Below are 25,241 nucleotides of genomic sequence, written 5' to 3'. Positions count from 1 at the left end.
GGGTAAAATACCGCCAGTAAAATATGCGGAATTTAATTCTCTTGGGGCTAGCCCCAAGAGAATTAAAAATAATAAGTTTGTAGAAATATTAGAAGAATGAACAGTTCTAATTAGGGGAAGCTTACACGCCAGTATGGTTCTCAATTGGGATGGAACCATAATTTATGTAGATCCTGTGGGCGGAAAAGAAGCATTTTCCGATTATACAGAGCCAGATATGGTTTTGGTTACAGACATCCACGGTGACCATATGGATATTCCAACATTGGAAGCAATTGCGGTTGAAAAAACCATAATATATGCCCCAAAAGCAGTTTTTGAAAAAATGCCCGAAAGTCTTCAAAATAAAACATCGGTTATTAATAATGGCGAAATTACCAACGATTTTGAAATGACCATTGAGGCCATCCCGATGTACAATCTTCGTCCCGAAGCCTTAAAATTTCACGAAAAAGGCCGCGGCAACGGCTACGTACTTGAAAGAAACGGAAAACGTATTTACATTTCGGGCGACACCGAGGATATTCCCGAAATGCGAAACCTTCAAAATATCGATATTGCCTTTGTCTGTATGAACCTTCCCTATACCATGACAGTTGAAAAAGCTGCCGATGCCGTTTTGGCCTTCAAACCAAAGACCATCTATCCCTATCATTATAGGGGCGAAAATGGTTTGAGCGACGTTTCCAAATTCAAAAGTTTGGTGGAAACCAAAGCCCCTAACATTAAGGTCACACAGTTAGATTGGTATCCGAAAAAATAATTACGATCTTTAAAAACAACAGAAATATAAATCATTCTGTAAGAACTTCAAAATCCTAAAAACGCCCGTGATGAAAAACTACAAATCGCCCTTCAGTTTATTTATAATTTTACTATTATTTTCCGCACTTTTTATTTCAGGTTGCAAAAACGCTTCCGAAGAAAAAATAGCAGAAAAAGAAACAGGCAAAATGGAATACCCCGCCGAGTGGATGTACAACCAGCGTGCGTATCCAAATAACTATATAAACAAGCAAGCTTATAAAGAAGCTGTTCTTCAATCAAAACAAATTCTTGCCAATAGGTCTCCCGAACAAACTGGGGAATGGACGTTTGTGGGCCCGCTAAACACCGGCGGCCGCGTTACCGATGTGGCGATTTCGCCCGATAACGATGACCATCTATATGTAGCGACGGCCACTGGGGGAATTTTCAGAAGTTATGATGCCGGTGCAAATTGGACGCCTATTTTTGATGAAGAGGCCAGACTTTCCATCGGCGATATTGCCATTGCACCATCCAACGCGCAAATTATCTACGCAGGAACCGGCGAAGCCAATGGAAGTGCAACAGATGGCGCCTATTTTGGCGATGGAATTTACCGAAGTGAGGACGCAGGCAACACTTGGGCGAATATTGGTCTGCCAGAAAGCAACCACATTGGCAGAATCGTAGTGGACCCTACAAATCCGGACCGCGTATTTGCCGCCGCTACGGGACAATTGTACGGAAAAAATGATGAGCGGGGAATCTACAGAACCACCAATGGCGGCGGAAGTTGGGAGCAGGTTCTTTTTGTAACCGATTCCACCGCAGCGATAGACGTTGCGATGAACGTGGCGAATACTAATATTATTTACGCTGCAATGTGGGAGCGCACCCGCAAACCGTGGCAGCGCGATTATGGTGGGGTAACCTCTGCCATCCATCGTTCCCTGGACGGAGGAAACACTTGGACGGAACTTGGCGCAGCAAATGGCCTTCCCGCGCCAAATGCCCAAACCGGACGTATTGGGATTGCCGTTTCAGAATCTGATCCTTCCACGGTGTACGCACGTTTCACCACAAATGAAATTACAAATGTTTTCAACGGTTTATATAAATCTACGGATAACGGCGACAATTGGACGCTGGTAACTCCGCCCAATGTCTTGAGTAATATCGATGCGAATTTTGGTTGGTACTTTGGAAATGTTCGCGTTAATCCAACCAATTCCGCTGAAGTCTATATTATTGGTTTTGATATTGCAAAATCCACCAACAGTGGCGCCTCGTGGCAAATATTGCCGGGAATGCACGTAGATCATCACGCGTTGGATTTTTCGAGAACGAACAGCAATTTTATGCTTTCTGGAAATGACGGCGGCGCTTATATTTCAAATAACGGAGGAAGCAGTTGGACCAAGTTTTTAAATCTGCCAATAACGCAGTTTTACAATATTGAAGTTGACAAAACCCAACCCCAACGACTTTACGGCGGAACGCAGGACAACAACACAATTAGAACCATTACCGGCGGTGCAAACGATTGGAACGCAATATGGGGCGGCGACGGTTTTCACGTAAATGTGGATCCCGTGGACAATAATTATATTTATGTGGAATCACAATATGGGAACCTCGGTCGTTCAACTAATGGCGGAGCTACCTTCAGCAACGCAACCAACGGAATCAGCGGCAGCGACCGTAACAACTGGAATACGCCTGTTATTATTTCGCCTTTCAATCACGAAATACTGTATTATGGCACTAACAGATTATATACTTCAAACAAGGCGGCAAACTGGTCGGTAATAAGTCCTGATTTGACAGATGGGCTGCATCCCAGCGGTTCCTTGGCCTTCGGAACGCTTACGGCAATTGCTTCTTCCTATAACAATCTCGATGTGATTTATACTGGTAGCGACGACGGAAACGTAAACGTAACCTTTGACGGCGGAACAACCTGGACGGACGTAAGCGCCGGCCTGCCCGACCAATACATTACCTCCATCGCGATGGTTCCCAGTGATGATATGATTGTCTATTTAACGGTTTCAGGGTTTAAATACTTGGATTATACTCCGCACGTTTTCAAAACCATCGACGGCGGCCAGAACTGGACTGATATTTCTTCCAACCTTCCAAACATTCCCGTGAACGACATTATCGTATATCCCGCGGAAAATATACTCTTTGTCGCAACCGATTTAAACGTTTGGTATTCCAAAGACGATGGTGGCAGTTGGACAATTTTAGGAAATAATCTTCCAATGACAGTGGTAATGGATTTAAAATTTCACGAACCCACCAAAACATTATTTGCTGGAACTTTCGGAAGGGCGATGCACAGCTATGATGTGAGCGATATTTTAGATATTGGTGAAAATGAATTGGCTTCAAATTCAATTAAAATTTATCCAAATCCCGCTACTTCGGAATTTACAATTTCACAAAATCTTTCTTCGGAAGGAACCGTTCAGCTTTTTGATATTTCGGGGAAAAGGATAAAGGATTTGTTCAGCGGAAATTTTGGTTCCAATAAAAACATCAAAGTAAAAACCGATGGTCTTTCGGCGGGAATTTATTTGGTGAAAGTGAGCAGTGGGCAGCAATCTGTTACGAAGAAACTCATAGTTGATAAATAGAACTACCAATATTTATAAATGTCACTTGTGAATATAGGTTAAAATACGTTAATTTGTAGAAAATTATGATTATGGCCCAATCAAATTTTCTCACGTTAGATGAAGTTGCCCAAAACCTTAAGGTTACACGGCAGACAGTTTCAAAATATATTAAAAACAACGAGCTGAATGCCGTCAAAATAAACAAAAGTTACCGAATCACCACCGATGATTTTGAAAGTTTCATAACCAACAATTCCACTTCGGAAGAACCGCAAATAGCCTATCTCAAAAGAACAAAAAATTGTGCCTTAAACTATGGTGAAAAAGTTGATGAATTTGAAATACTCCACGCGGTTTCCACCGGAGAATTAAAAATCATCGAAAAAAACCATAGCGAAAGTGAGAACAAATTTATTTTTGGCGACAATTTTTTGGTGTTGAAACAACTTCTCGATACGTATCGCGGAAAAATAGACTTAGTTTACATAGACCCTCCTTTTGGAACGGGGCAACATTTCAATTCCATTGATGACCACGCCGCCTATTCGGATAAACTCGTTGACAGCGAGTTTTTGGAATTTTTACGGAAACGTTTGATTTTAATACGCGAATTGCTTTCCGAACGCGGCAGCATTTATCTGCACATTGACAAAAAGATTGGGCATTATGTAAAAATTATTATGGATGAAGTTTTTGGCTACCATAATTTCATCAACGATATTACCCGTATAAAATGCAATCCAAAGAATTTCGCCCGAAATGCCTATGGTAATTATTCGGATATGATTTTATATTACTCAAAAAATCGGGATGAACAGATTTGGAACGATATAACCGAAACTATGTCGGAAGCCAAAAGAAAAGAATTATTCCCAAAAAAACATCCTAAACTTGGCTATTACACTACCAATCCAATCCATGCACCCGGCAAAACACTTGACGGTGATACCGGCTTGGAATGGAAGGGGCTTCTTCCCCCAAAAGGCCGCCATTGGCGATACAATCGAGCGGTTTTAACGGAACTTGACGAGCAAGGTCTTATTGAATGGTCAAGTACCGGGAATCCAAGAAAAATTGTTTTGGCCAGCGAGCACAAAGGCTTTAAAATACAGGATGTATGGGAGTTCAAAGACCGCGGACTTTCTTATGTTGATTACCCCACACAGAAAAACGATTCCTTGTTGGAGCGCATTATATTGAATTCGTCCAATGAGGATTCTATCGTTTTGGATTGTTTTGCCGGGTCGGGAAGCACGTTAAAAGCCGCGGCAAAATTAAACCGGAAATGGATTGGGGTAGATAATTCAAACCACGCTTTTGAGATAATAAAAGAAGGGTTATCAAAAGAGAATATTGCCTGTAATTATTTTGAATATTTTTCGAAATATTAAAGATAGCTTTCCAAATATTCCTCTAAAAGTAATGCACTTAAAACGTCATAGGCACTTTCCTGAACCGATACATTTACTTGGTCGTTGATTAAAGAATTATTGATTTTTCTGGTCGCCCAAGGAAACCCATCTATAATGCCCACCCGAAGCACATCGTGGCGCTGTTCCTTACAAAAATCCAGTACATCGCGCACTTGATTGTTTTGATTGCCGCCGGAACGGCCTATCCATTTGGCTTCTCCAACAATATAAATTTCGTTCACTTTCGCAACCAAATCGGGCCTCTTTCTAAAATTTTGGCCTAAGACATCATTCACAAAAGTTTTTCCTTCTTCCTCAGAAGAGCTCAAAACATATATTCCTTTTGTAGAATCTTGAAAATCATCCAAATTCAGCAACATGAAATTTCTGCGCAACCAAGTCGTGAACATGGGACCCATCTGCGTGTTCAATTTTGGGGGAGCTTCCAATCTGATGACCAACTCCTCAGCTGTCATTGCATATAATGTATTTGCGATCCGGTGGATTTGTTGCGGATTGTTTTCCAAACAATTTTGAACCTCTTTTATCAAATAGGCCAATGGCTCATCATACGGAAACTTTGTTTCTCCTTGAAGGATATTTATAAGTTCATCGGTCCGTCTTGCCTGATGGGCGGAAATTATTCTTCTTTTTAACTGTAAATCCAAATGTACTGGAACAGCGGATTCTAAAGGGTAAACCTCCAATAAATTATCGAGATAGGGCGTGTTTTCAAATAAATCGATGCTTTTTCTAACCCAAAAATTTAATTGGTCAATATCATTCTCAATGTCTATTGTTCTGTTCATTACATTCGATATTGCTACTGCTTTTCACAAACCACGCCCCAAATAGGCAGCGCATTCTTTGCGGTATTTATCTTCACATGTTCTTTGTCAATTACCTTAAAATCTGCAGCTCCGGAATAATTTTCATCAAAAATTGCGGCCAAGGAAAATTTCGGTTTCTTAAAATTTAAGGTTTTCCAGTTACCATCAGAGGTGTAGGTTCCCTTTTCTGAAATCTTTATGGGTTTTTCATCCGTGCCGGGCTGCGGAATGCTTTTAAAATCAAATTTGAACGTATTGTTTTCAAACAGGTGAAGCGAAATTGAAGCCACGCCATTTCCCAAACTTTTATAGGCAACCGCCTCACTTTTTCCCAAGACAATTTCCTTTGAATCTTTTGACGCTTCCACGCCCTTTCGCTTTGCTCCACAGGATGAGAGGAACAAAACTACGGTTAACAATATTATTTTTTTAAACATATAAATTAATTGATTTTCAGAATTAATACAGCATTAAAATACCGCTATCTTTATGTAGGTGGAATGCCAGGATTTGCTCCGAGGCATCGCGCAAAAGTTTTGAAATCTCGCGGGTAGCACAATTGCCGAGTCTTATCCAGATTAACTTGGGCGGAAAACCTCTGAGTACGCTCAAATCGGAAAAATCGGAATCTTTGCTCACTATCGTATAATTATGCTCTAAAGCAAAGTTCCAAATTTCATCGTCTGTTGAAGACCCCATGCCTATTTCATACACGTGCTTCGATTCGGGATAAACATCTTCAAGTTGCGAAACGAGGTTGGGAGATAGGTTTTGGTCCAATAAAAGTTTCATTAGGAGGCAGTCAATATAAATCTTTCTCTTTGGGCGGCATACTCAAGGCTGGCGAGTATGTCTTCTTTCTCCAAATATGGAAAATCCCGCAATATTTCGTCATAGCTCATTCCAGAAGCCAAATAGCTAAGTATATCGTAAACCGTAATTCTCATTCCTCGGATGCAGGGCTTGCCGAACCTGATTTTGGCATCGATTGTAATTCTATCCTTGTAACTCATGGTTTTCAGATTTTATATTTCCCTTAAATATACTACATTCCTATATTAGCGTATCAATTTTTTGTATTTGATTCGTTTCGGCATCAAATCGCCGCCCAAACGTTTCTTTTTGTTTTCTTCGTAATCGCTGAAACCACCCTCAAAAAAGTACACTTGACTGTTTCCTTCAAAAGATAGAATGTGCGTACAAATTCTGTCCAAAAACCAACGGTCGTGACTGATTATCGCGGCACATCCGGCAAAGTTTTCAAGACCTTCCTCAAGGGCCCGGAGCGTGTTTACGTCCAAATCGTTCGTGGGCTCATCAAGCAAAAGCACGTTGCCTTCTTCCTTTAAAGTCATTGCAAGATGAAGTCTGTTACGCTCTCCACCGGAAAGCATCGAAACTTTTTTGTTCTGCTCGCTTCCACTGAAATTGAAACGGCTCAAATACGCGCGTGAATTAACTTGCCGACCGCCCATCATAATCAATTCCTGGCTATCGCTGAAGTTTTCCCAAATGGTTTTATCGGGGTTTATGTTTGAATGGGCTTGGTCAACGTACGCAATCTTAGCGGTCTCGCCTACCTCAAAAGTACCTTTGTCCGGCCTTTCCTCACCCATTATCATTTTAAAAATGGTTGTTTTACCGGCACCGTTCGGGCCAATAATCCCAACGATTCCGGCTTGGGGGAGTTTGAAATTCAAATCCTCATACAGCAATTTATCGCCATAGGCTTTGGAGACGCCTTTGGCCTCAATAACATTGGTACCCAAACGAGGGCCGTTCGGGATGTATATTTCCAGCTTTTCGTCCAATTGCTTTTGGTCTTGGCTTAAAAGTTTGTCGTAATTCTGTAAACGCGCCTTTTGTTTAGTTTGGCGGCCTTTTGCGCCTTGGCGGACCCATTCCAACTCGCGCTCCAAGGTTTTTTGGCGTTTTCCGGCCTGTTTTTGCTCCTGTGCCAAACGCTTCGATTTCTGCTCAAGCCAAGAGGAATAATTTCCTTTCCATGGAATGCCTTCTCCCCTATCCAATTCCAAAATCCAGCCAGCAACGTTATCCAAGAAATATCTATCGTGGGTTACGGCAATCACGGTTCCTTTGTATTCCGCAAGGTGATGCTCCAACCAATGCACGCTTTCGGCATCCAAGTGGTTTGTGGGCTCATCCAGCAAAAGAACGTCTGGTTCCTTCAAAAGAAGTCGGCAAAGCGCCACCCTTCTTCGTTCCCCTCCCGAAAGTACGCTGATTAATTTATCGGGCTCCGGTGTGCGCAGTGCATCCATTGCAATTTCAAGTTTTGTGTCGAGTTCCCAAGCATTTGTGGCGTCTATTTTATCTTGAAGCTTTGCTTGTTTCTCCATCAGTTCGTCCATTTTTGCCGGATTTTCGTAAACTTCCGGCAGACCGAACATGTCGTTTATTTTATTGTATTCGTCAAGAATATCGACTACTTCCTGTACACCTTCCTTTACAACTTCCAAAACAGTTTTGGATTCGTCCAGTTTCGGTTCCTGTTCCAGATAGCCTACGGTATAGCCGGGCGCGAAAACCACATCGCCCTGATAGTTTTTTTCTTCGCCCGCAATAATTCGCAATAACGTAGATTTACCACTTCCGTTTAGACCGAGAATACCAATCTTGGCACCGTAGAAGAAACTTAAATATATATTTTTTAAAACCGGAGTCTGCGCGCTTTGATAGGTTTTGGTCAGCCCGGACATTGAGAATATTACTTTTTTATCGTCAGCCATAAGTGTTTATTGTTTGTGGTTTGTTGTTATAATTAGTCTTTCTTAAATTTTTGTCCTTTTATTTCCGAGTTTTTCAAATAATGCATAAAAGCACCAATTTTATTTTTTTCCAATTCACATAAATCAATCAGTTTTTTGAATTGTTCTTCTGTAATTAGTTTCTTATCAAACGCTCGATACGCTTGCGATTTAAGTTCAGATGCTGAACCTTTTGAAAAACTGAGAAAATTAATAAATTCCCTATTTCCATCCCTATCAAATCCTTCTGCAATATTATCCATAATTGAACCTGAACTGCCCTCCATTTGGTTTCGAAGTCTATAATTATCGCCAATTCGGGTAGTTTGAAATAGCTCTTCAACAAATAAGCAAATTATTCTAGCATTCTTCCAAACTTCCAAATCTTCAAACTTCTCTATTCTTGCCATAATTATAAAAATTCTTGGTGAAAAGTCCCACTATAAACTCCAAACCATAAACAATAAACAATTTAATGAAGGTTAAGAAGCCTCAAAAGCACGAGCATTTGGCCGGTGTGATACGCCGTATGCTCTATAACCAACATCACTTCGCGCAAAAGGGTTTGTTCGTTTTTGCCGTTTTTCACGGGCTGGGTCAATTTATTTTCTTCATCCAAAAGAAAATTTTTCAATCGTTCGCGGTCTGTGGTGTATTCGGCTTTTAGGGTTTCCCATTCCGCTTGCTGCTTACAGATTTTTTCCTTGGGCCAATAATAGTCGGGCCATTTGGGCTCGGTGTAATCATCGGAACAGGTGAATTTCACAATATCCTTTTGGGTGAAAACCACGTGATAGAACAATTCATAGAGTGAATACGGCAAATTGCCCGGCCGCGTATTGATGTCCTCAAATGAAATTTTCTTCAACATCTCCGTTACGGGCATAAAGGCCTCGCCACCGTCGAGGTGTTTTGCGAGCCGTTCCCGGATTTGTTTTTCATCAGACATACATTCGATAATTTGGAATTGGTGAAAAGTTATTGGGTTATTGGGTTATTGAGTTAATTTAACTGTGACTGAGACTGAACACTGCGACTGAAAACTGCGTACTCAATTCCCCCTTTGGGGGTTAGGGGGCTTATACCCGCCCCTTCAGCGCATTAAAAACCCAGGCAATGGCAAAGAAACCAATCCCGACCGAAGCAAAACCCCAGCCGGCAACATCGTCATATCGGAAAGCGCCCATGCCTATTAGCACTACACCTACTACAATCATTATAAAAGTGGCCCAAGCCAGTACCGTATTTTTATTCATTCCCATAATCTATTCTGTTTGGTTGATTTTTCTTTTTCGGTTTGCAAATTTACGTGCAAAAACAAATATCGGTAATATAAAACAGATTTTCGTTAACAAAATGTCATAGTTTGGAAGGGAATCAGGAAACAAGACCGCTGCGCTACTGGAAACAGGACAGATTCGTCTTCAAAAAAATACATTGCCCACAATTACCTTTCATCCTGTTTCCCTTGAGTCCTGTTTCCCTTCAGTCCTGTTTCCCTTCAGTCCAGTATCAATAAACTTTTCAATATTTTCCCGTCATTCCCAAAGTGAGTTCGCGGCATTTTGTATTTTAGCGCAAACATACTTTTTCAATGGATTTAAACTTCAACAAAAACGAAGACCACAATAAACTCCTGGTTTCAGAATTAAAGAATAAATTGGCCAAAGTGAAGCTCGGCGGCGGTCAGAAACGGATTGACAAACAGCACGCACAGGGCAAGCTCACCGCCAGAGAGCGCATTGCGTATTTGCTTGACGAAAAAAAACCGAGTATTGAAATCGGAGCCTTTGCGGGCGACGGCATGTACGAGGAACACGGGGGCGCTCCCGGGGGCGGCGTGGTGGTGAAAATTGGTTATGTGAAAGGAAAACAGTGCATCGTAGTGGCAAATGACGCTACAGTAAAAGCAGGCGCTTGGTTTCCGATTACCGCAAAAAAGAATCTTCGCGCGCAGGAAATTTCAATGGAAAACCGGTTGCCGATTATTTATTTGGTCGATAGCGCGGGGGTCTATCTTCCTATGCAGGATGAAATTTTTCCCGATAAGGAACACTTCGGAAGAATTTTTAGAAACAACGCCGTAATGAGCAGTATGGGCATTACGCAGATTGCCGCCGTGATGGGCAGCTGCGTGGCCGGTGGCGCATACCTTCCCATTATGAGCGATGAGGCTTTAATAGTTGATAAAACAGGGAGCATATTTCTTGCGGGAAGTTATTTGGTAAAAGCTGCCATTGGCGAAAGTATCGACAACGAAGAGCTTGGCGGTGCAACAACACATTGCGAAGTTAGCGGCGTTACCGATTACAAAGCCAAAGACGACAAGGATGCGCTTGACAAAATAAAAAACATAGTTTCCAAAATTGGCGATTTTGACAAAGCGGGTTTCAACCGTGAAAAGGCATTAAAACCAAAGGAAAAACAGGAAGATATTTACGGAATTCTACCAAAATCCCGCGCCGAGCAATACGATATGCGCGAAATTATAAAACGCCTTGTGGACGATAGCGCTTTTGAGGAATACAAAGAAGGTTACGGACAAACAATTTTAACAGGCTATGCCCGAATTGACGGCTGGGCCGTGGGCATTGTTGCCAATCAGCGTACTTTGGTAAAAACTACAAAAGCCAAAACGAAGCCCAGCGAAATGCAGTTTGGCGGCGTAATTTACAGCGACAGTGCCGATAAGGCCACGCGTTTTATAGCAAACTGTAACCAAAAGAAAATCCCGCTCGTGTTTTTACAGGATGTAACGGGCTTTATGGTTGGCAGCAAAAGCGAGCACGGTGGAATTATAAAGGATGGTGCAAAAATGGTGAATGCGGTTAGCAATAGCGTGGTCCCGAAATTTACGGTAGTAATTGGCAATAGCTACGGCGCTGGAAATTACGCCATGTGCGGAAAAGCCTACGACCCAAGATTGATAGTCGCCTGGCCCAGTGCCGAACTTGCGGTAATGAGCGGAAACAGTGCTGCTAAGGTATTGCTTCAAATAGAAACTGCTTCACTTAAAAAACAGGGCAAGGAAATTACGGAAGAAGAGGAAAAAGAACTTTACAATAAAATAAAGGCCCGCTACGACCGACAGATTTCGCCATATTACGCAGCTTCCCGAATCTGGACCGATGCCGTGATTGATCCGTTGGACACCCGAAAGTGGATTTCCATGGGCATTGAAGCAGCAAACCACGCGCCTATTGAGAAGGCCTTTAATTTGGGGGTTATTCAGGTTTAGTTTTTGGTTTGTGGTTTGTGGTTTGTGTTTCAAAAATCTGCAATCGTTAATCTTCTATCGTTAATTGTTAAGCGTTAAGGGTTATTTCATAGCGTTAAAAAATAGCGGTCTGTACGGGGTTTTGTTTTCTATTTTTAATTGGCGTACCCACCCCGCCCGCCGCGGCGGGCACCCCTCCCTTTCTGGGTGGGGAACACTTACTCGGGCGTAATAATTGACAATGGTTTGTGTTCCTTCCCCTTCCAAAATATTTAAATAAAAGCTCGAAGCCTCTTCAAGGGGAAGCCTGCCTGCCCTTTTTGGTAGGGTGGCCCCCGGACGGAATTACAATTTTTGTTCGTATTGTGTTTCGGGGGCCGGAAGGGGTTTTTGCGGAAATTGAAATTTGGAGCAAGTACCCACCCCGACCGCTAAAGCGGCCACCCCTCCCTTTCAGGGCGGGGAGCACTTCTCTTTAAAAATCGTATATTTTAATAGCGACCTTGGAGTCTTTTAACAAAATTTTATATATTGCGAGTCTGTTTTCATTACATACTTTACATTAAAAGTATTGAGTCTTAAACCTAGTCCTGAGCGAAGTCGAAGGGCCGAACCATAAACTCCAAACAATAAACTATAAACATTTTTATGAAACACCTACTACTCACCCTAACCTTGCTTATCTCTTTTTTTGCCAGCGCACAGATAGTAAACATACCCGATGCCAATTTTAAAAATGCGCTGCTTAACCATAACCCAGTTATTGATACAAATGGGGATGGGGAGATACAGGTTAGTGAGGCGGAGGCTGTTTCTGTACTAGATGTATCTTATGGAAATATAAGTGATCTTACAGGAGTTGAAGCTTTTACAAATATTTATCGTTTGGATTGTAATGTGAATTTATTAACCCAATTAAATATTTCAGAAAATACAGAGTTGCTCTATCTAAATGTAGGTGTAAATTCACTTTCCACATTAGATCTAACAAATAATCTCCTACTTATCTCATTACGTTGTAATGATAATCAATTATCAAATCTTGATATTTCCAATAATTCAAGTTTAACAAATTTTTATTGCCAAAGAAATATGCTGACAAGCTTAGATTTATCTCAAAATCCTTCATTGATTTGGCTTCTTTGTGGGCAAAATCAACTAAGCACTTTAGATGTTTCACAAAATCTTAATTTGGAAATAATTGATGCTTATACCAATCAACTTACCCATATCGATGTTAGTAATAATATTAACTTAACAGATTTAAATGTAAGTGATAATCAATTGACTTCATTAGATGTTTCCCAAAACCCAAACCTTGAAGTTTTATGGTTTATTGCCAATGAGATTTCCAATATAGACCTTTCAAACAATCCCGTATTGCGTTATTTAAATTGTTGGGACAATCAATTAACAAATCTTGATATATCCCAAAACCCGGATCTTGAAGTTTTATGGGTATTTAATAATCAAATAGATAACATTGATCTTTCACAAAACACTGCCCTTACGAGGTTGGCTTGTAACAATAATCCATTAACTACACTTGATGTTTTGCAAAACACAAATTTGAAGGGCATCAACTTCTCGAATACTCTTATTTCCGAAATAGATTTAAGCAACAACCCATTGTTATGTGCCGTGGAAGGAGAGAACAATTTTTCACTAAACTATGTGAATATTAAGAATGGTAACAATACTGAATTAACGAATAGTAATTGCAACATAGATTTTATGGACGCTGGTCTAAATCTTTTAAACAATCCAAACTTACAATTTGTCTGTGTAGATGATGCTAACTTTGCAGCAGCTAATTTTATCGAAGTATCGCCAAATGCAACTTTTATAGACAACTGCACAATAGCCAACGGCGACCTAAACCATATAACAGGCACGGTAACCTATGATGACGAAAATAACGGCTGTGATGGTGGCGATGTTGGGATTGGCAGTTTGCTTGTAAACACAACAGATGGCACCAACAATTTTGCTACAACAACAATAATCACAGGCGACTATAACCTTACCGTTGCAGAAAATACTTATACTACTACCGTTTTGGGGCTTTCGTCTTATTTTACATTAAATCCTGCACAAGCTGTAGATACTTTTGTAGGTTTTAACCAAACCGAGATTGCGGATTTTTGTATATCACCCACAAACACAGCCAATGACCTTGCAATTACCCTTGTGCCCTTAACCGCCGCCCGCCCTGGGTTTGAGGCCAGCTATAAACTGGTTTATGAAAACGTGGGCACTACCCAACTGAGCGGCAATATAGAACTGGATTTTGATGGAACGCTTGTAACGTTTGTAGAGGCTACGCCTACGGAAACTTCCATAAACGGAAATACCGTTTCGTGGGATTACACCAACCTAAACCCTTTTGAAGCCCGAAGTATTGAAGTGGTTTTTGAAGTGGCGCAACCGCCCATTGTTGAAAGTGGCGATGTGCTGCCCTATATTGCAAGGGTAAATCCCGTGAGTGGCGATGCCGCGCCGGACGACAATATTTTTCAGCTAAACCAAATTGCGGTAAACAGTTATGACCCGAACGACAAGCAGGTGCTGGAAGGCGCTCAGGTGCTTATCGAGGATGCCGATGAATACCTACATTACGTAGTGCGCTTTCAAAATATGGGAACCGCGAGTGCCATAAACGTACGGGTGCAGGATGCGCTGGATGAAAAGCTGGACTGGACAACATTTAAGGTTCTCGATGCCAGTCACGCTATGGAAACGCAGCTTGTAAATGGGTCGATAGATTTTATTTTTGACAATATCAACCTGCCCACGGCTTCTTCGGACCCTGAAGGAAGCCAAGGTTTTGTGGCGTTTAAAGTGAAACCCGTTTCCACGGTTCAACTTAACGATGTAGTGGCAAACGCTGCGGATATCTACTTTGACTTTAATGCGGCTATTGTAACCAATACCGTATTCACCACTTTTGTTGATGAATTGGCGGTTGCGGATTTTGAGACTCTAAAGGTTGTGGCATATCCCAATCCAGCAAATAATGTTTTAAACATTCAGGCAGAGGAGGCTATTTCTTCTATAGAAATAATGAATGTGCTTGGGCAGACTTTACTTACCTCCAAAGGGAATAGCACAAGCGAGCAAGTTGACATTTCTGGACTAAGTGCTGGGAATTATTTTGTGCGGGTGTTTGTTGGGGATGAGAATCGGGTTTTGCGGGTTGTAAAAAAATAGATTTACCAATAACCCTTAACCCTTCCAGCGTTTCAAAAGCTGGAAGGGTTAAAAATATAATTCGCTGGTTTTCATTACATTTGATTTTAAAACCAAACCAGTTATGAAATTCAACCCTACCACACTCCGCAAAATGGGCTGGCTTTGTTTCGCCCTGATGTGGATTCCCTTTATTACCCTGTTTATAGGTATGTGGGGAATGCCAGATGGCTCGTATGATTTTGATGAGATTCCCACCCTTACCCAATATTCGCTTGTGGCATTGGGCATCTTATTTGCACTAACATTTATCTTTTTTATTGGCTCGGTGGTGTCTTCCCGAAGTACAAAAAACAAGTTGCTAAAAAGCGGGAAAGAAGCTCCCGCCGAGATAACCCGCGTTTACGAAACCGGAACAACTGTCAACAATTCGTATATGGTGGGTTTTGAACTAAAAGTGATGCCCAAGCATGCCCCACACTTTAGCACTACTACCGAACAACTTATTTCGCGTTTGGACATCCACGAATTCCAAGTGGGAAAAAAGGTATTGGTAGCCTACGATCCCGAATCGCACGAAGCGACCATTATTGGAAGGATTGAAGGGGAATTGGAATCTTAATCGTGGCAAAGATAAATTGATTTTAAGCCGAGCTATCTTGTCCTAATTATTTTCACGGTTTCCAATCGCTTTATTTTTCCTGTTTCGGTATAAATAAATTGCGGCAGTATGTAAATTTTCTTAGGCTTTTCGTAAGCTGAAAGGCTTTTAAATGCTTCGGTATAATCCTCAAATTTTAATTGATTTTTACTCTCAATAATTATAATAACCCGCTCGCCTAAAGCATCGTCCTTTTCCGAAGCGATAAAAAGGGGTTCTTTTATATGAAGCGAAAGCTTTTCTTCAACAACTTCGGGGTGCACTTTCACGCCGCCGGTGTTTATCACATTGTCCGCTCTTCCCAAAAACTTGAAGGAAGTTGGGGAAATTAGCTCCACAACATCGTTGGTTACAATACTTTCTTCTGAAATTTCCGGGGCGTGGATTTGCAGACAATTGTTTTCGTTCAGCGAAAAATCCACTTTTGGCAGTGCAGAAAAAACGGCTGATTTCTCCTTTCCATTTATTGGGCGAACCGCCACATGGCTGATGGTTTCGGTCATTCCGTAGGTTGCAAAGACACGGGTGTTTATTTTTTGTAATTGCTGCTCCAATTCAGCCGGAACTGCTCCGCCGCCAACAATTAATTTTTTCACTTTGCGCAAATCTTTCAACGAGTGAAAAACCTGATAGGGAACCATCGCCGAAAAGTCGAAGGTATCATCAATATTCTCAAACGGATTTTTTTCGGGAGCAGTGGTGTATAAATTCCAACCCGCAATCATTGCTCGCACCAGCATCATTTTCCCTGCAATATATTCCGAAGAAAGGCAGAGCAAGGCTTTGGTATTCTCTTTTAAATCGAAATACTTCACGGTGGCTGCCGCGCTGTTAAAAACGTGTTTTTTTTGAAGTTTTATACTTTTCGGAATCCCCGTGGAACCTGAAGTTTTTACGGTTATAAAATCATTTTCGTCAAGCCATTCCAAAATAAATTTCCCAATCGCAACCTCATCATCCTTTCCATTTTCAATTAAATAATTTGCACGTTCCTTTAACGCTTCAGCAGAAGGAAATGCTTCGCCGTTTAATCTGAATTTGGGATGGAGCAACGGTTTCACTATTCAATAAAAGTTGAATTCGGGTTATTCTCTTCAGTCAAAACAATAGGCTCTTCTACTTTTCCAAATAGCTTACCGCCCCAATCGCGCCATTTGTAGCGCCAGGCCATAATGAAAAGAAAGATAGGATACAGAATAAGCACAGGTGCAACTACATCAAACCCAGCCGAGGGTTCGGAAATATCCTTGAAAATGGAATTGGTTTTAAAAACGGTCCAATCTGCAGTAACCAAGAGGGCCGTAATCAAATTGTTTCCGGCGTGAAAGCCGAGGGCAAGCTCCATTCCTTCGTCCATCAGCGTCATAATTCCCAAAAAGAAACCTGTGCCGATGTAATAAATCATAATAACATTTCCCAATTTATCCACCTCTGGATTGGCCAAATGGAGCCCTCCAAAAACCACGGAGGTGATAATCAACGGCAACCATCTGTTTTTTGCCAAAACGCCGATTCCCTGCATCAAATACCCACGGAAAAGGTATTCCTCAAAACTGGTCTGCAGCGGAATCATAATGATTGCAATTACCGCGAGAATTAAAAACGGAACCAAATCAAACTGCAACACATAATCGTCCGGATTGCTGTAATAGTCCAAAATGGTAACAACCAAGGTAGTGACCGTTATAAGCCCAAAACCAAAAAAAACACGGCCCCAATCGGTTTTTTTGCGTGAGGTTGTAAGTTCGACAAAAGGCTGTTTGTGCAAAAATCTCACCACGAGATAAACTGCCAATAACCCTATGGCAAAACTGAGCAGCATCAAAAACAGCGTGAGATTTGAACTTAATGTTGTAAGAAGTTCCTTTTCATCTATGGAATATACATTTTCACCACCGGATAATTTTTTGAACATTACTGCAATCAACAAAGGAATGGAACCGATTTGGCTGGCAATAAAAATTATGATAAAACCTACCAAATAGCGCCACCATTCGTGTAGGGATTTAAAGGCTTGTTGTATATACATAATAGGAATTAGGAATTAGGAATTAGGAATTAGGTCGTAGTGTTAGTTTTAAGTTATTTTTAAAATTGAAAATTCCAAATAGCATTTATATTATAATGTAACGCACCGTTTGAAACTTTTAGCGGACTGTCAATATTATTTGTGTAAAGGCTGCCCGTGCCCAAACCTTGCGGCAATTTACTGTTTTTTGTGAAGGTATATTGCGAAATGGCGTTTAAACCCACATTGCTTTCCAAAGCCGAAGTAATCCACCAACCCGCATTGTGTTTTTCCGCAAGGTTTATCCAAGTATCGCTTCCGCGGAAACCGCCAACCAATGAAGGTTTTAGGATTATGAATTGTGGTTTAATGGTATCGAGAAGTTTGGTTTTTTCTTCTTCGGAAAAGACCCCGATCAGTTCTTCGTCCAAAGCAATGGGAAGCGGTGTTTCCTCACACAATCGCGCCATTTCCTGCCATTGGCCTTGCTTTATGGGCTGCTCAATGGAATGCAATTGCAAATCTGAAAGTACTTTCAATTTTTCCAAAGCTTCCTTGGGCGAAAAGGCGCCGTTGGCATCTACGCGCAGTTCCACTTCGGAAGCGGAAAATTCGGTTCGGATGGATTTTAAAAGTTCGATTTCAGTCTTGAAATCGATTGCGCCAATTTTCATTTTGATACAGGTAAAACCTTCTTTCAGTTTTTCTGAAATCTGCTGTTTCATAAAAATCTTATCGCCCATCCAAACCAGGCCATTGATAGGAATTGCTGCTTCGCCACGGGTAAATTTCGAAGGAAAAAGTTCAAAAGCATTTTTTGAATGCAACGATTTAAAAGCGGTTTCAACCCCAAATTGTATCGACGGAAATTCCTCCAAGGCTTCGTATAAATCTGCTTCACTCACGCCCAATTCTATGTTTTCACACACGCCTGTAAGTTCTTCTTCGTAATCGGGGCGGTCGTCAACACTCAAACCGCGAAGCAAGCCGCACTCGCCCACTCCGAAACCATCTTCGGTTTTCAGAATAAGAAAATAGGTTTCCTTGGTATTTAAAACACCGCGTGAAGTGCCGCTGGGGCGTTTGAAGTTTAGGATGTGTTTTTGAAAAGTGGCTATCATTATATTGTTAGTTTAAGAATGAAGCACCAAATCACAAATTCCAAATTCCAAAAAATGTCCTCTTTGAAATTTGTGATTTGTGATTTGTGATTTGTGATTTTTAAAGTTCTATCGACTCCCCAATTTCCAGCAACATCAAATCCTTATTGGCGTCATAAAACTTACGTTTTGCCTCTTCGTGGTCTATTTCGATATATCCAAACGTGTCATAATGCACGCCCAAAACCTTATCGCACTGCACAAAATCGCTGGCAATGATGGCATCGTCAATACCCATGGTGAAATTGTCGCCTATGGGGAGAATTGCCAAATCCAACTTTGTGCGCATCGGGATCAATTTCATATCCATCGTCAACGCTGTGTCACCCGCGATGTAAATGTTTTTATGTTCGCCCTCAATCACAAAACCGCCGGGTTGGCCGCCGTAACAGCCATCAGGGAAAGAGCTGGTGTGGTGGGCAATTACGTATTTTACCTTTCCAAATTCAAACTTCCAGCTTCCGCCGTGGTTCATCGGGTGTACTTCAATGCCTTTTTCCTCATAATGGTTTGCAATCTCAAAATTGCTCACAATTACCGCTCCCGTATTTTTTGCGATAGCTTCCGCATCCAGCGTATGGTCTTGGTGGGCGTGGGTCAAAAGAATATAATCTGCCTTTAACTGGTTGATGTCTATTTTATCTTTTGCAAGCTCGTTTCCGCTAATAAAGGGATCTACCAAAATGTGCTTTCCCTTAATTTCAATCCCGAGGCAATTTTGTCCGTAAAATGTAATCTTCATAATTTCTTTTTTTATCACATAAATATACTAAACAAGATTGCAAACAAAAAAGTACTGAGCGCAACCTTCTTCAATTCGCCATCAAGCAACATTGGTGATTTGTTTTTAAAAACCGTTTTTATATTTAAAAGGAAAGGAATAAAAGCGATTAAGTATATAAATTGCAGGGGTTCCCGATAATTTATGATAGTGTAGAGCACAGCGCAAAACATTCCAAAAAGCAGCAGAAAAGCGTGGTATTTTTTCGCTTTTGTTGAACCCAATTTTACGACCAAGGTATGTTTTTTGGCGGCGGCATCATTTTCAATGTCGCGCATATTATTCAAGTTCAGCACGGCGGTGCTGAAACAACCGATTGCCATAGCCGGCAATAAAAGCTGCCACTGAAGTTGGTGGGTGAATAAATAATAGCTTCCCAAAACGCTCAGTAACCCAAAAAACAGGAACACAAAAACATCGCCCAAACCGGAATAACCGTAGGCCTTTTTCCCAACAGTATATTTTACCGCCGCAATAATTGAGACGATTGTTAAATTGAAGAAAATAAAGGAAATGATAAAATTCTCATTTCCGAAAGCCTTGAAAATCAAAAATGTAGCGATAAAAAAAGTGATGATTCCGGTAACAATCATCCCAATTTTCATCTGTTTAGGTGAAATAATTCCCGAAGCTACCATACGCTTTTCGCCGTGTCTTACGGTGTCGGTGCCCCGAATGCCATCGCCGTAATCGTTTGCGAAATTTGAAAGTACCTGAAAACCTATGGTGACCAAAATGGCGAGCCAAAAAATAAGGGTTTCCCAAAAACGCACCGGACTTTTTACAGATTCACCAATCGCGCAGCCCACGATAATCCCCGAAACCGAAAGCGGCAACGTTCGCAATCTCGCCGCGGCAACCCAAGCTTTAATTTTTGTCATTCAATATTTTTTTGAAGCTGCAAAAATACGTTTTAAAAAGGGGTGCGCCAATTTTTTGGAAAGGGTTACTTGCTTATTTGATTGAAATGTTTTGCTATATTCGTTTCCAAAATTTAAAAACACACAAAAATGAACAACACGGCCAGTTATAATTTAGGATTGCTACTACTCCGTATGGGTTTTGGTGGAATGATGCTTACCCACGGCATTCCGAAACTTTTAAAAATGATTTCTGGCGATTTTTCCTTTGGCGACCCCATCGGCCTTGGCGAAACGGCAACCTTAATTTTAGCTGTGTTGTGCGAGGTGTTTTTCCCGATACTTGTAATAATCGGTTTCAAAACGCGATTGTCCGCAATTCCCGTAATAATTACAATGGCCGTGGCCGCCTTTGTGGTTCACGCCGCAGACCCATTCGGAATTAAGGAGAAAGCTATACTATATTTAATAGGATTTATTGCGATTGCACTTTTGGGAGCGGGGAAATATTCGGTCGACAAAAAATAGGCCTCGGCTGCAATTAACCAGTAAACCTGGATAATATTATAACTAAAGAATTTTAAGCATTATTTTTTAAGATTTTAGCCAGAAAATTTCAGGTTTTATATAAAAAACAGTGTCAATAAAATATAAAATTCCATTCTGGGTAAGTACATTTTCGTCATGCAAATCTTCTAATATTATTCCAAGTTGTGGATGATAATAATCGTGGTTTCGAGTGTTTTCAAAACCATTACTTTCCATGAATTGAGCTACTAAATCTAAGTTTGTAGGTTGGTCGGCCTTTACAAAATTTTGTATTACCACGGCATAAAGAATACTGTCCTGAAAGTAAAACCCGGCTAGTTGATATGCTGTATCAGGAAAAAAATAATTGTTCAGCAGAAGATTATGAAAATAATCTACCCAAGAGACATAATAAATGGTATCATTTAGTTTATAAACTGTTCTTTCATCTTTAATAAATACCCTTTGCTCTGCGCCTTGGGCAATGAATTTGGAAAAATCCAAATCCTTTATCCACAATCCGTTAACCTCAATATACCTTATTAACGCATCACTTTCTTTTTGCTTGTTTTGCTGTTCTGTTTCAGCATCTGCACTTGTAGCCTTGCCTCTTCCAAGGTAATCGGTAATTGATTGGATAATAGCTCCGTAGCTAACCGTGCCCTTTCCCGAAAGGATATCTTGTAATTCATTTTTTGTAGTTTTAATATTCACTAAAGTTACAGATTTAAGAATAAATGGCTTCCGCAATACACCAATTAAATTTTTTTTTAAAACAAATCTCTCAATTAAAAATCTTTACCAACAATTCCTTTAGCAAATCGCCCTGCGAAAGATTGGCGGCACCCACGCCCTTGCTTTTCATATCCACTTCGCGGATGGCGGCAATGATGGCGCTCACCTTTTTCATAGGATAATTTCGGGCGGCGGTTTGGTAGTCTTTTATAAAGAAAGGATGAACTCCCAAAGCCTTTGCTGCGTCGCCTTTGTTGGAAAGCGCATGGTATTTCAGCAATTTTGAAAAGAAACTGTACAGCAACGCCACCGTCATCACCAAAGGGTTGTTTTTTGGGTTTTGCGAAAAATATTGAATAATTGCAAAAGCCTTTTTTATATCCTTTTCGCCTATGGCATTTTGAAGCTCAAAATTGTTGAAATCCTTGCTGATACCGATGTTTTCCTCAATAATTTGAGGTGTAATCTGTTCGCCGGGCTTTAGAATTAATTGCAACTTTTCAAGTTCGTTGTTTACTTTGCTTAAATCATTCCCAAGAAATTCCACCAACATTTGTGCGGCCTTTGGGGTGATTGTATAACCTTTCCCAGCGAGAACGCGCTTTATCCAATCCGGCACTTGGTTTTCGTAAAGTTTTTTGCTCTCAAAAAGAACCCCTGTTTTGGCAATTTCCTTGGTCAGTTTTTTGCGTTTGTCCAAGGTTTTGTATTTATAACAAAGCACCAAAACGGTTGTGGGCTGCGGGCTGAGCGCATACGGAAGCAAATTTTCTATGGTGCGCGAAAGATCCTGCGCCTCCTTTACAATAACCACCTGCTTTTCCGCCATCATCGGGTAGCGTTTGGCATTGCTGATAATGTCTTCTACCGAAACATCACGGCCGTAAAGCACCATTTGGTTGAACCCCTTTTCTTCCTCGGTCAAAACGTTTTCCTCAATATATTTTGAAATGCCATCAATATAATACGGCTCCTCGCCCATCAAAAAGTAGATGGGTTTTGTGTTTCCGTTTTTTATATCGGTGATGATGGATTTTACTTTGTCGAGCGGCATTGGACGATTTACGATTTACGATTGAAGATTTTAGATTGAAGGAACTTAATTTTGAATTTTGAATATTAAATTTTGAATATTTGTAAATGCAAAAACTCAACTTTCCAACATATTCCTTTCGCTTCAAAAGTAGCGAAAATAAAACGTTGGTTTTTGATGAAATCCGAAAAAAATTCGTGGTGCTCACGCCCGAGGAATGGGTGCGGTTGCACGCTGTTCAATTTCTTCTGAAAGAAAAAAAATATCCCAAAAGCCTTATAAACGTTGAAAAACAGCTGAAGTTGAACAACACCGTAAAACGATACGACATCGTGGTTTTCAACAATGACGGCAGTATTTTCTTGATTGTGGAATGCAAAGCGCCGTCAATTGAAATTTCACAACATACCTTTGACCAAATTGCGCGGTATAATTTAGCGTTGGAGGCGGAGTATTTAATGGTTACCAACGGTTTGGAACATTATTTCTGCCAAATGGATTTCCCGAATGAACGCTACAATTTTTTGAAAGAAATTCCCGATTATAAATAAGTCGTTAAAAAACACTTCAAAAATCTATCTTTACACCCGTGAAAGTAGCCGTTGTCATACTCAATTGGAATGGAAGGGATTTGTTGGAAAAATTTCTTCCCTCTGTGGTGAAATTTTCTGCCGAAGCCACTGTCTATGTTGCCGACAATGCCTCTACTGACAATTCTGTTTCTTTTATTTCCGAAAATTTTCCCACGGTAAAAATCATTCAAAACAAGGTAAACGGCGGCTATGCGAAAGGCTATAACGACGCCTTAAAAAATCTTTCCGAAGACATTTTCGTTTTGTTGAACAGCGATGTGGAAGTAACCGAAAACTGGCTGCAACCAATAATTTCAGAATTTGAGAAAGACGCTTCGGTAGTTGCGGCACAACCAAAAATCCTCGATTACAAAAACAGGGAATATTTTGAATACGCCGGCGCGGCGGGCGGTTTTATCGACAAATACGGCTATCCGTATTGCCGCGGGAGGATTTTCAATACTTTGGAAAAGGATACGGGACAGTATAACGATACCGCTGAAATTTTTTGGGCCTCGGGAGCGTGCCTTTTTGTAAGAGCCGATGCGTTTTGGCAGGCCGGAGCGCTGGACGAGGACTATTTTGCGCACCAAGAGGAAATTGACCTTTGCTGGCGATTGCAAGCCAAGGGCGGAAAGATTCTATATGTAGGTACCTCGCAAGTATATCACGTTGGCGGTGCTACTTTATCTGCCTCAAATCCACAGAAAACTTTTTACAATTTTCGAAACTCACTTTTTAATCTCCTGAAAAATTCAAAGGGAACTTGTACTTTCTGTTCCATTTTTTTGCGGATGGCATTGGACGCAATCGCTGCCTTTCAATTTTTAATCCAGGGAAAACCGAAACATTTTCTTTCAATAGTGAAAGCGCATTTCAGTTTTTATGGATTGGTTCCAAAATTTCTTCAAAAAAGAAAAGAAAATGCTTCCGAAATAATTTATTTCAAAATCAAATCTATTGTTTTTCAGTATTTTATCCTTAAAAAGAGACGTTTTAAACAGCTATAACCTAAATTATTGTTAATCGTTTTTAGACTAAGATGTATTTTAATAATTTTGGTTCAGATTTATTGAAATAAACAATCTAATATAACACTTAACAAATTATGAAGAAACTATTGATTCTAGCAGTATGCTCCAGTTTGGCCTTTACTTCTTGCGTTTCCAAGAAGAAATACGCCGAACTTGAAGCAAAACAACAGAACACACAGGATTTGCTGAACACGGCAACCGTTAAACTTAACGACTGTCTTACCGAAAGAGCCGCGGCAACAGCCCGCGCCAAACAACTTGAGGAGCGTTTGGCAGACATGAAAAAGACCAATGAGGACCTTATCCAAAGTTCAAAAGAGCTTACCATGTTGACCTCCAAAGGTGCGACCAATCTTGAAAAATCATTGGAAAGCCTAAAAGAAAAAGACCTAAAGATTACCCGTTTGCAGGACGCGCTTAACAAAAAGGACAGTGTAACCCTTGCTTTGGTAACCAGTCTAAAAAGAGAAGTGGGTATAAACGATCCAGACATTGAGGTAAATGTTGAAAAAGGTGTGGTTTATATTTCGCTTTCAGACAAAGTTCTTTTCAAAACCGGTAGTTATGAAATTTCTTCCAGAGCGCGTGAAATTTTAGGGAAAGTTGCCAAAGTAATCAACGGCAAGCCTAATTTTGAAGCGATGGTTGAAGGTCATACAGATAATGTACCTTACCGAAGCGGCGTTCTTTTGGACAACTGGGATTTGAGCGTGAAACGTGCTACTGCCATAGTTAGAGCGTTGCAGGATCTTGGTATTGCCCCGGAAAGATTGGTGGCCGCAGGTCGCGGAGAGTACGATCCATTGGTGCCAAACACCACTGCTGAAAACAGGGCTAAAAACAGACGTACCCGTATCTTGGTACTTCCAAAAATCGATCAGTTCTACGATATGATTGAAAAGGAAATGAAAAATCTTGAGGCAGGCGGATAATAAATTCTGAATGCTTAAAAAACAGGAAGCCGTCTCAAAACCTGGGGCGGCTTTTTCTATTAAAAAGCTTGCTTAAAAATTGGTTATTTTTTATCTTTAAGTACTGACAATCAAAGATATGAATACCAATTTTCAATCCTACAACCAACA

General features: G+C 40.8%; 25 protein-coding genes. 10 read left to right on the top strand and 15 right to left on the bottom strand.

Features of this window, described 5'->3' with window-relative positions; all coding sequences use genetic code 11:
* Positions 1-133: 133 nt before the first annotated feature.
* The 3 genes from POV26_RS11125 to POV26_RS11115 all read left to right on the top strand — a co-directional run bounded on the left by POV26_RS11125 (position 134) and on the right by POV26_RS11115 (position 4,762).
* On the top strand, positions 134-763 hold the full coding sequence (locus POV26_RS11125; RefSeq protein ID WP_336375903.1) for an MBL fold metallo-hydrolase: 630 nt from the start codon (positions 134-136) through the stop codon (positions 761-763).
* A gap of 70 nt (positions 764-833) precedes the next feature.
* A complete protein-coding gene (locus POV26_RS11120) occupies positions 834-3,389 on the top strand; it encodes a T9SS type A sorting domain-containing protein (RefSeq protein ID WP_272856547.1) in 2,556 nt (851 codons plus the stop codon).
* Between the two features lie 71 nt (positions 3,390-3,460).
* Positions 3,461-4,762: a DNA methyltransferase gene (locus POV26_RS11115; protein ID WP_272856546.1), complete on the top strand. Its 1,302-nt coding sequence runs from the start codon at positions 3,461-3,463 to the stop codon at positions 4,760-4,762.
* On the opposite strand, the gene POV26_RS11110 is transcribed toward POV26_RS11115, so the two are convergent.
* The 8 genes from POV26_RS11110 to POV26_RS11075 form a co-directional block, all read right to left on the bottom strand.
* A complete protein-coding gene (locus tag POV26_RS11110; RefSeq protein ID WP_272856545.1) occupies positions 4,759-5,592 on the bottom strand; it encodes a hypothetical protein in 834 nt (277 codons plus the stop codon). The genes POV26_RS11115 and POV26_RS11110 overlap by 4 nt on opposite strands.
* A 14-nt stretch (positions 5,593-5,606) precedes the next feature.
* Positions 5,607-6,050, bottom strand: coding sequence for a hypothetical protein (locus POV26_RS11105; RefSeq protein WP_272856544.1), 444 nt, complete (start codon positions 6,048-6,050; stop codon positions 5,607-5,609).
* A gap of 22 nt (positions 6,051-6,072) precedes the next feature.
* Positions 6,073-6,405, bottom strand: a complete 333-nt coding sequence (locus POV26_RS11100) for a DUF5615 family PIN-like protein (protein ID WP_272856543.1) — start codon at positions 6,403-6,405, stop codon at positions 6,073-6,075.
* Positions 6,405-6,626 (bottom strand): DUF433 domain-containing protein, encoded by a 222-nt coding sequence (locus POV26_RS11095; RefSeq protein ID WP_272856542.1) that lies wholly within the window; start codon positions 6,624-6,626, stop codon positions 6,405-6,407. Before POV26_RS11095 ends, POV26_RS11100 begins: the two co-directional genes overlap by 1 nt.
* Before the next feature lie 45 nt (positions 6,627-6,671).
* Positions 6,672-8,363, bottom strand: a complete 1,692-nt coding sequence (gene ettA / locus POV26_RS11090) for an energy-dependent translational throttle protein EttA (protein WP_272856541.1) — start codon at positions 8,361-8,363, stop codon at positions 6,672-6,674.
* A gap of 32 nt (positions 8,364-8,395) precedes the next feature.
* Entirely contained in the window at positions 8,396-8,791 is a 396-nt protein-coding gene (locus POV26_RS11085) for a four helix bundle protein (RefSeq protein WP_272856540.1), read from the bottom strand.
* Between the two features lie 62 nt (positions 8,792-8,853).
* The gene (locus POV26_RS11080) at positions 8,854-9,330 is read right to left on the bottom strand and encodes a DinB family protein (protein WP_272856539.1); all 477 of its coding nucleotides are present in this window, start codon (positions 9,328-9,330) and stop codon (positions 8,854-8,856) included.
* A 130-nt stretch (positions 9,331-9,460) separates the two neighbouring features.
* Complete coding sequence (locus tag POV26_RS11075; RefSeq protein WP_045080117.1) at positions 9,461-9,643, bottom strand: CAL67264 family membrane protein; 183 nt, start codon at positions 9,641-9,643, stop codon at positions 9,461-9,463.
* A gap of 332 nt (positions 9,644-9,975) precedes the next feature.
* Here POV26_RS11075 and POV26_RS11070 point away from each other — a divergent pair, with 332 nt between their 5' ends.
* The 3 genes from POV26_RS11070 (at position 9,976) to POV26_RS11060 (ending at position 15,409) form a co-directional block, all read left to right on the top strand.
* Positions 9,976-11,619, top strand: coding sequence for an acyl-CoA carboxylase subunit beta (locus POV26_RS11070; RefSeq protein WP_272856538.1), 1,644 nt, complete (start codon positions 9,976-9,978; stop codon positions 11,617-11,619).
* Between the two features lie 627 nt (positions 11,620-12,246).
* Positions 12,247-14,808 carry a DUF7619 domain-containing protein gene (locus POV26_RS11065; protein ID WP_272856537.1) on the top strand — a complete coding sequence of 854 codons (2,562 nt, stop codon included), beginning with the start codon at positions 12,247-12,249 and terminating at the stop codon, positions 14,806-14,808.
* Positions 14,809-14,911: 103 nt separating this feature from the next.
* A complete protein-coding gene (locus POV26_RS11060) occupies positions 14,912-15,409 on the top strand; it encodes a hypothetical protein (RefSeq protein ID WP_272856536.1) in 498 nt (165 codons plus the stop codon).
* A gap of 32 nt (positions 15,410-15,441) precedes the next feature.
* On the opposite strand, the gene POV26_RS11055 is transcribed toward POV26_RS11060, so the two are convergent.
* The 5 genes from POV26_RS11055 to menA all read right to left on the bottom strand — a co-directional run bounded on the left by POV26_RS11055 (position 15,442) and on the right by menA (position 20,278).
* Entirely contained in the window at positions 15,442-16,509 is a 1,068-nt protein-coding gene (locus POV26_RS11055; protein WP_272856535.1) for an AMP-binding protein, read from the bottom strand.
* Entirely contained in the window at positions 16,509-17,477 is a 969-nt protein-coding gene (locus POV26_RS11050; protein WP_272856534.1) for a CPBP family intramembrane glutamic endopeptidase, read from the bottom strand. The genes POV26_RS11055 and POV26_RS11050 overlap by 1 nt, the downstream gene beginning before the upstream one ends.
* A gap of 59 nt (positions 17,478-17,536) precedes the next feature.
* Entirely contained in the window at positions 17,537-18,577 is a 1,041-nt protein-coding gene (locus POV26_RS11045; RefSeq protein WP_272856533.1) for an o-succinylbenzoate synthase, read from the bottom strand.
* Between the two features lie 100 nt (positions 18,578-18,677).
* Positions 18,678-19,358 (bottom strand): metal-dependent hydrolase, encoded by a 681-nt coding sequence (locus POV26_RS11040; RefSeq protein WP_272856532.1) that lies wholly within the window; start codon positions 19,356-19,358, stop codon positions 18,678-18,680.
* A 14-nt stretch (positions 19,359-19,372) separates the two neighbouring features.
* Positions 19,373-20,278, bottom strand: a complete 906-nt coding sequence (gene menA / locus POV26_RS11035; protein ID WP_272856531.1) for a 1,4-dihydroxy-2-naphthoate octaprenyltransferase — start codon at positions 20,276-20,278, stop codon at positions 19,373-19,375.
* Positions 20,279-20,407: 129 nt separating this feature from the next.
* Here menA and POV26_RS11030 point away from each other — a divergent pair, with 129 nt between their 5' ends.
* Positions 20,408-20,785: a DoxX family protein gene (locus tag POV26_RS11030; RefSeq protein ID WP_272856530.1), complete on the top strand. Its 378-nt coding sequence runs from the start codon at positions 20,408-20,410 to the stop codon at positions 20,783-20,785.
* Positions 20,786-20,851: 66 nt separating this feature from the next.
* Here the strand turns inward: POV26_RS11030 and POV26_RS11025 are convergent, their stop codons facing one another.
* Together POV26_RS11025 and holA are read right to left on the bottom strand one after the other, a co-directional pair.
* The gene (locus POV26_RS11025; protein ID WP_272856529.1) at positions 20,852-21,499 is read right to left on the bottom strand and encodes a putative polyvalent protein kinase domain-containing protein; all 648 of its coding nucleotides are present in this window, start codon (positions 21,497-21,499) and stop codon (positions 20,852-20,854) included.
* Between the two features lie 70 nt (positions 21,500-21,569).
* On the bottom strand, positions 21,570-22,574 hold the full coding sequence (gene holA / locus POV26_RS11020) for a DNA polymerase III subunit delta (protein WP_272856528.1): 1,005 nt from the start codon (positions 22,572-22,574) through the stop codon (positions 21,570-21,572).
* An 86-nt stretch (positions 22,575-22,660) separates the two neighbouring features.
* Here holA and POV26_RS11015 point away from each other — a divergent pair, with 86 nt between their 5' ends.
* From POV26_RS11015 to POV26_RS11005, 3 genes are all read left to right on the top strand, one after another.
* Positions 22,661-23,104 (top strand): type I restriction enzyme HsdR N-terminal domain-containing protein, encoded by a 444-nt coding sequence (locus tag POV26_RS11015; protein ID WP_272856527.1) that lies wholly within the window; start codon positions 22,661-22,663, stop codon positions 23,102-23,104.
* A 38-nt stretch (positions 23,105-23,142) separates the two neighbouring features.
* Complete coding sequence (locus tag POV26_RS11010) at positions 23,143-24,135, top strand: glycosyltransferase family 2 protein (RefSeq protein ID WP_272856526.1); 993 nt, start codon at positions 23,143-23,145, stop codon at positions 24,133-24,135.
* 98 nt (positions 24,136-24,233) lie between these two features.
* Positions 24,234-25,091 (top strand): OmpA/MotB family protein, encoded by an 858-nt coding sequence (locus POV26_RS11005; protein WP_272856525.1) that lies wholly within the window; start codon positions 24,234-24,236, stop codon positions 25,089-25,091.
* Positions 25,092-25,241 lie beyond the last annotated feature (150 nt).

This window comes from Aequorivita todarodis (assembly GCF_028561335.1).
Lineage (GTDB): Bacteria > Bacteroidota > Bacteroidia > Flavobacteriales > Flavobacteriaceae > Aequorivita > Aequorivita todarodis.
This window is presented reverse-complemented; position numbering and strand designations above follow the sequence as displayed.

Coding starts and splice junctions, on each gene's coding strand:
- POV26_RS11125 (WP_336375903.1), top strand. CDS start 134: ATGGTTCTCAATTGGGATGGAACCATAATTTATGTAGATCCTGTGGGC.
- POV26_RS11120 (WP_272856547.1), top strand. CDS start 834: ATGAAAAACTACAAATCGCCCTTCAGTTTATTTATAATTTTACTATTA.
- POV26_RS11115 (WP_272856546.1), top strand. CDS start 3,461: ATGGCCCAATCAAATTTTCTCACGTTAGATGAAGTTGCCCAAAACCTT.
- POV26_RS11110 (WP_272856545.1), bottom strand. CDS start 5,592: ATGAACAGAACAATAGACATTGAGAATGATATTGACCAATTAAATTTT.
- POV26_RS11105 (WP_272856544.1), bottom strand. CDS start 6,050: ATGTTTAAAAAAATAATATTGTTAACCGTAGTTTTGTTCCTCTCATCC.
- POV26_RS11100 (WP_272856543.1), bottom strand. CDS start 6,405: ATGAAACTTTTATTGGACCAAAACCTATCTCCCAACCTCGTTTCGCAA.
- POV26_RS11095 (WP_272856542.1), bottom strand. CDS start 6,626: ATGAGTTACAAGGATAGAATTACAATCGATGCCAAAATCAGGTTCGGC.
- ettA (WP_272856541.1), bottom strand. CDS start 8,363: ATGGCTGACGATAAAAAAGTAATATTCTCAATGTCCGGGCTGACCAAA.
- POV26_RS11085 (WP_272856540.1), bottom strand. CDS start 8,791: ATGGCAAGAATAGAGAAGTTTGAAGATTTGGAAGTTTGGAAGAATGCT.
- POV26_RS11080 (WP_272856539.1), bottom strand. CDS start 9,330: ATGTCTGATGAAAAACAAATCCGGGAACGGCTCGCAAAACACCTCGAC.
- POV26_RS11075 (WP_045080117.1), bottom strand. CDS start 9,643: ATGGGAATGAATAAAAATACGGTACTGGCTTGGGCCACTTTTATAATG.
- POV26_RS11070 (WP_272856538.1), top strand. CDS start 9,976: ATGGATTTAAACTTCAACAAAAACGAAGACCACAATAAACTCCTGGTT.
- POV26_RS11065 (WP_272856537.1), top strand. CDS start 12,247: ATGAAACACCTACTACTCACCCTAACCTTGCTTATCTCTTTTTTTGCC.
- POV26_RS11060 (WP_272856536.1), top strand. CDS start 14,912: ATGAAATTCAACCCTACCACACTCCGCAAAATGGGCTGGCTTTGTTTC.
- POV26_RS11050 (WP_272856534.1), bottom strand. CDS start 17,477: ATGTATATACAACAAGCCTTTAAATCCCTACACGAATGGTGGCGCTAT.
- POV26_RS11045 (WP_272856533.1), bottom strand. CDS start 18,577: ATGATAGCCACTTTTCAAAAACACATCCTAAACTTCAAACGCCCCAGC.
- POV26_RS11040 (WP_272856532.1), bottom strand. CDS start 19,358: ATGAAGATTACATTTTACGGACAAAATTGCCTCGGGATTGAAATTAAG.
- menA (WP_272856531.1), bottom strand. CDS start 20,278: ATGACAAAAATTAAAGCTTGGGTTGCCGCGGCGAGATTGCGAACGTTG.
- POV26_RS11030 (WP_272856530.1), top strand. CDS start 20,408: ATGAACAACACGGCCAGTTATAATTTAGGATTGCTACTACTCCGTATG.
- holA (WP_272856528.1), bottom strand. CDS start 22,574: ATGCCGCTCGACAAAGTAAAATCCATCATCACCGATATAAAAAACGGA.
- POV26_RS11015 (WP_272856527.1), top strand. CDS start 22,661: ATGCAAAAACTCAACTTTCCAACATATTCCTTTCGCTTCAAAAGTAGC.
- POV26_RS11005 (WP_272856525.1), top strand. CDS start 24,234: ATGAAGAAACTATTGATTCTAGCAGTATGCTCCAGTTTGGCCTTTACT.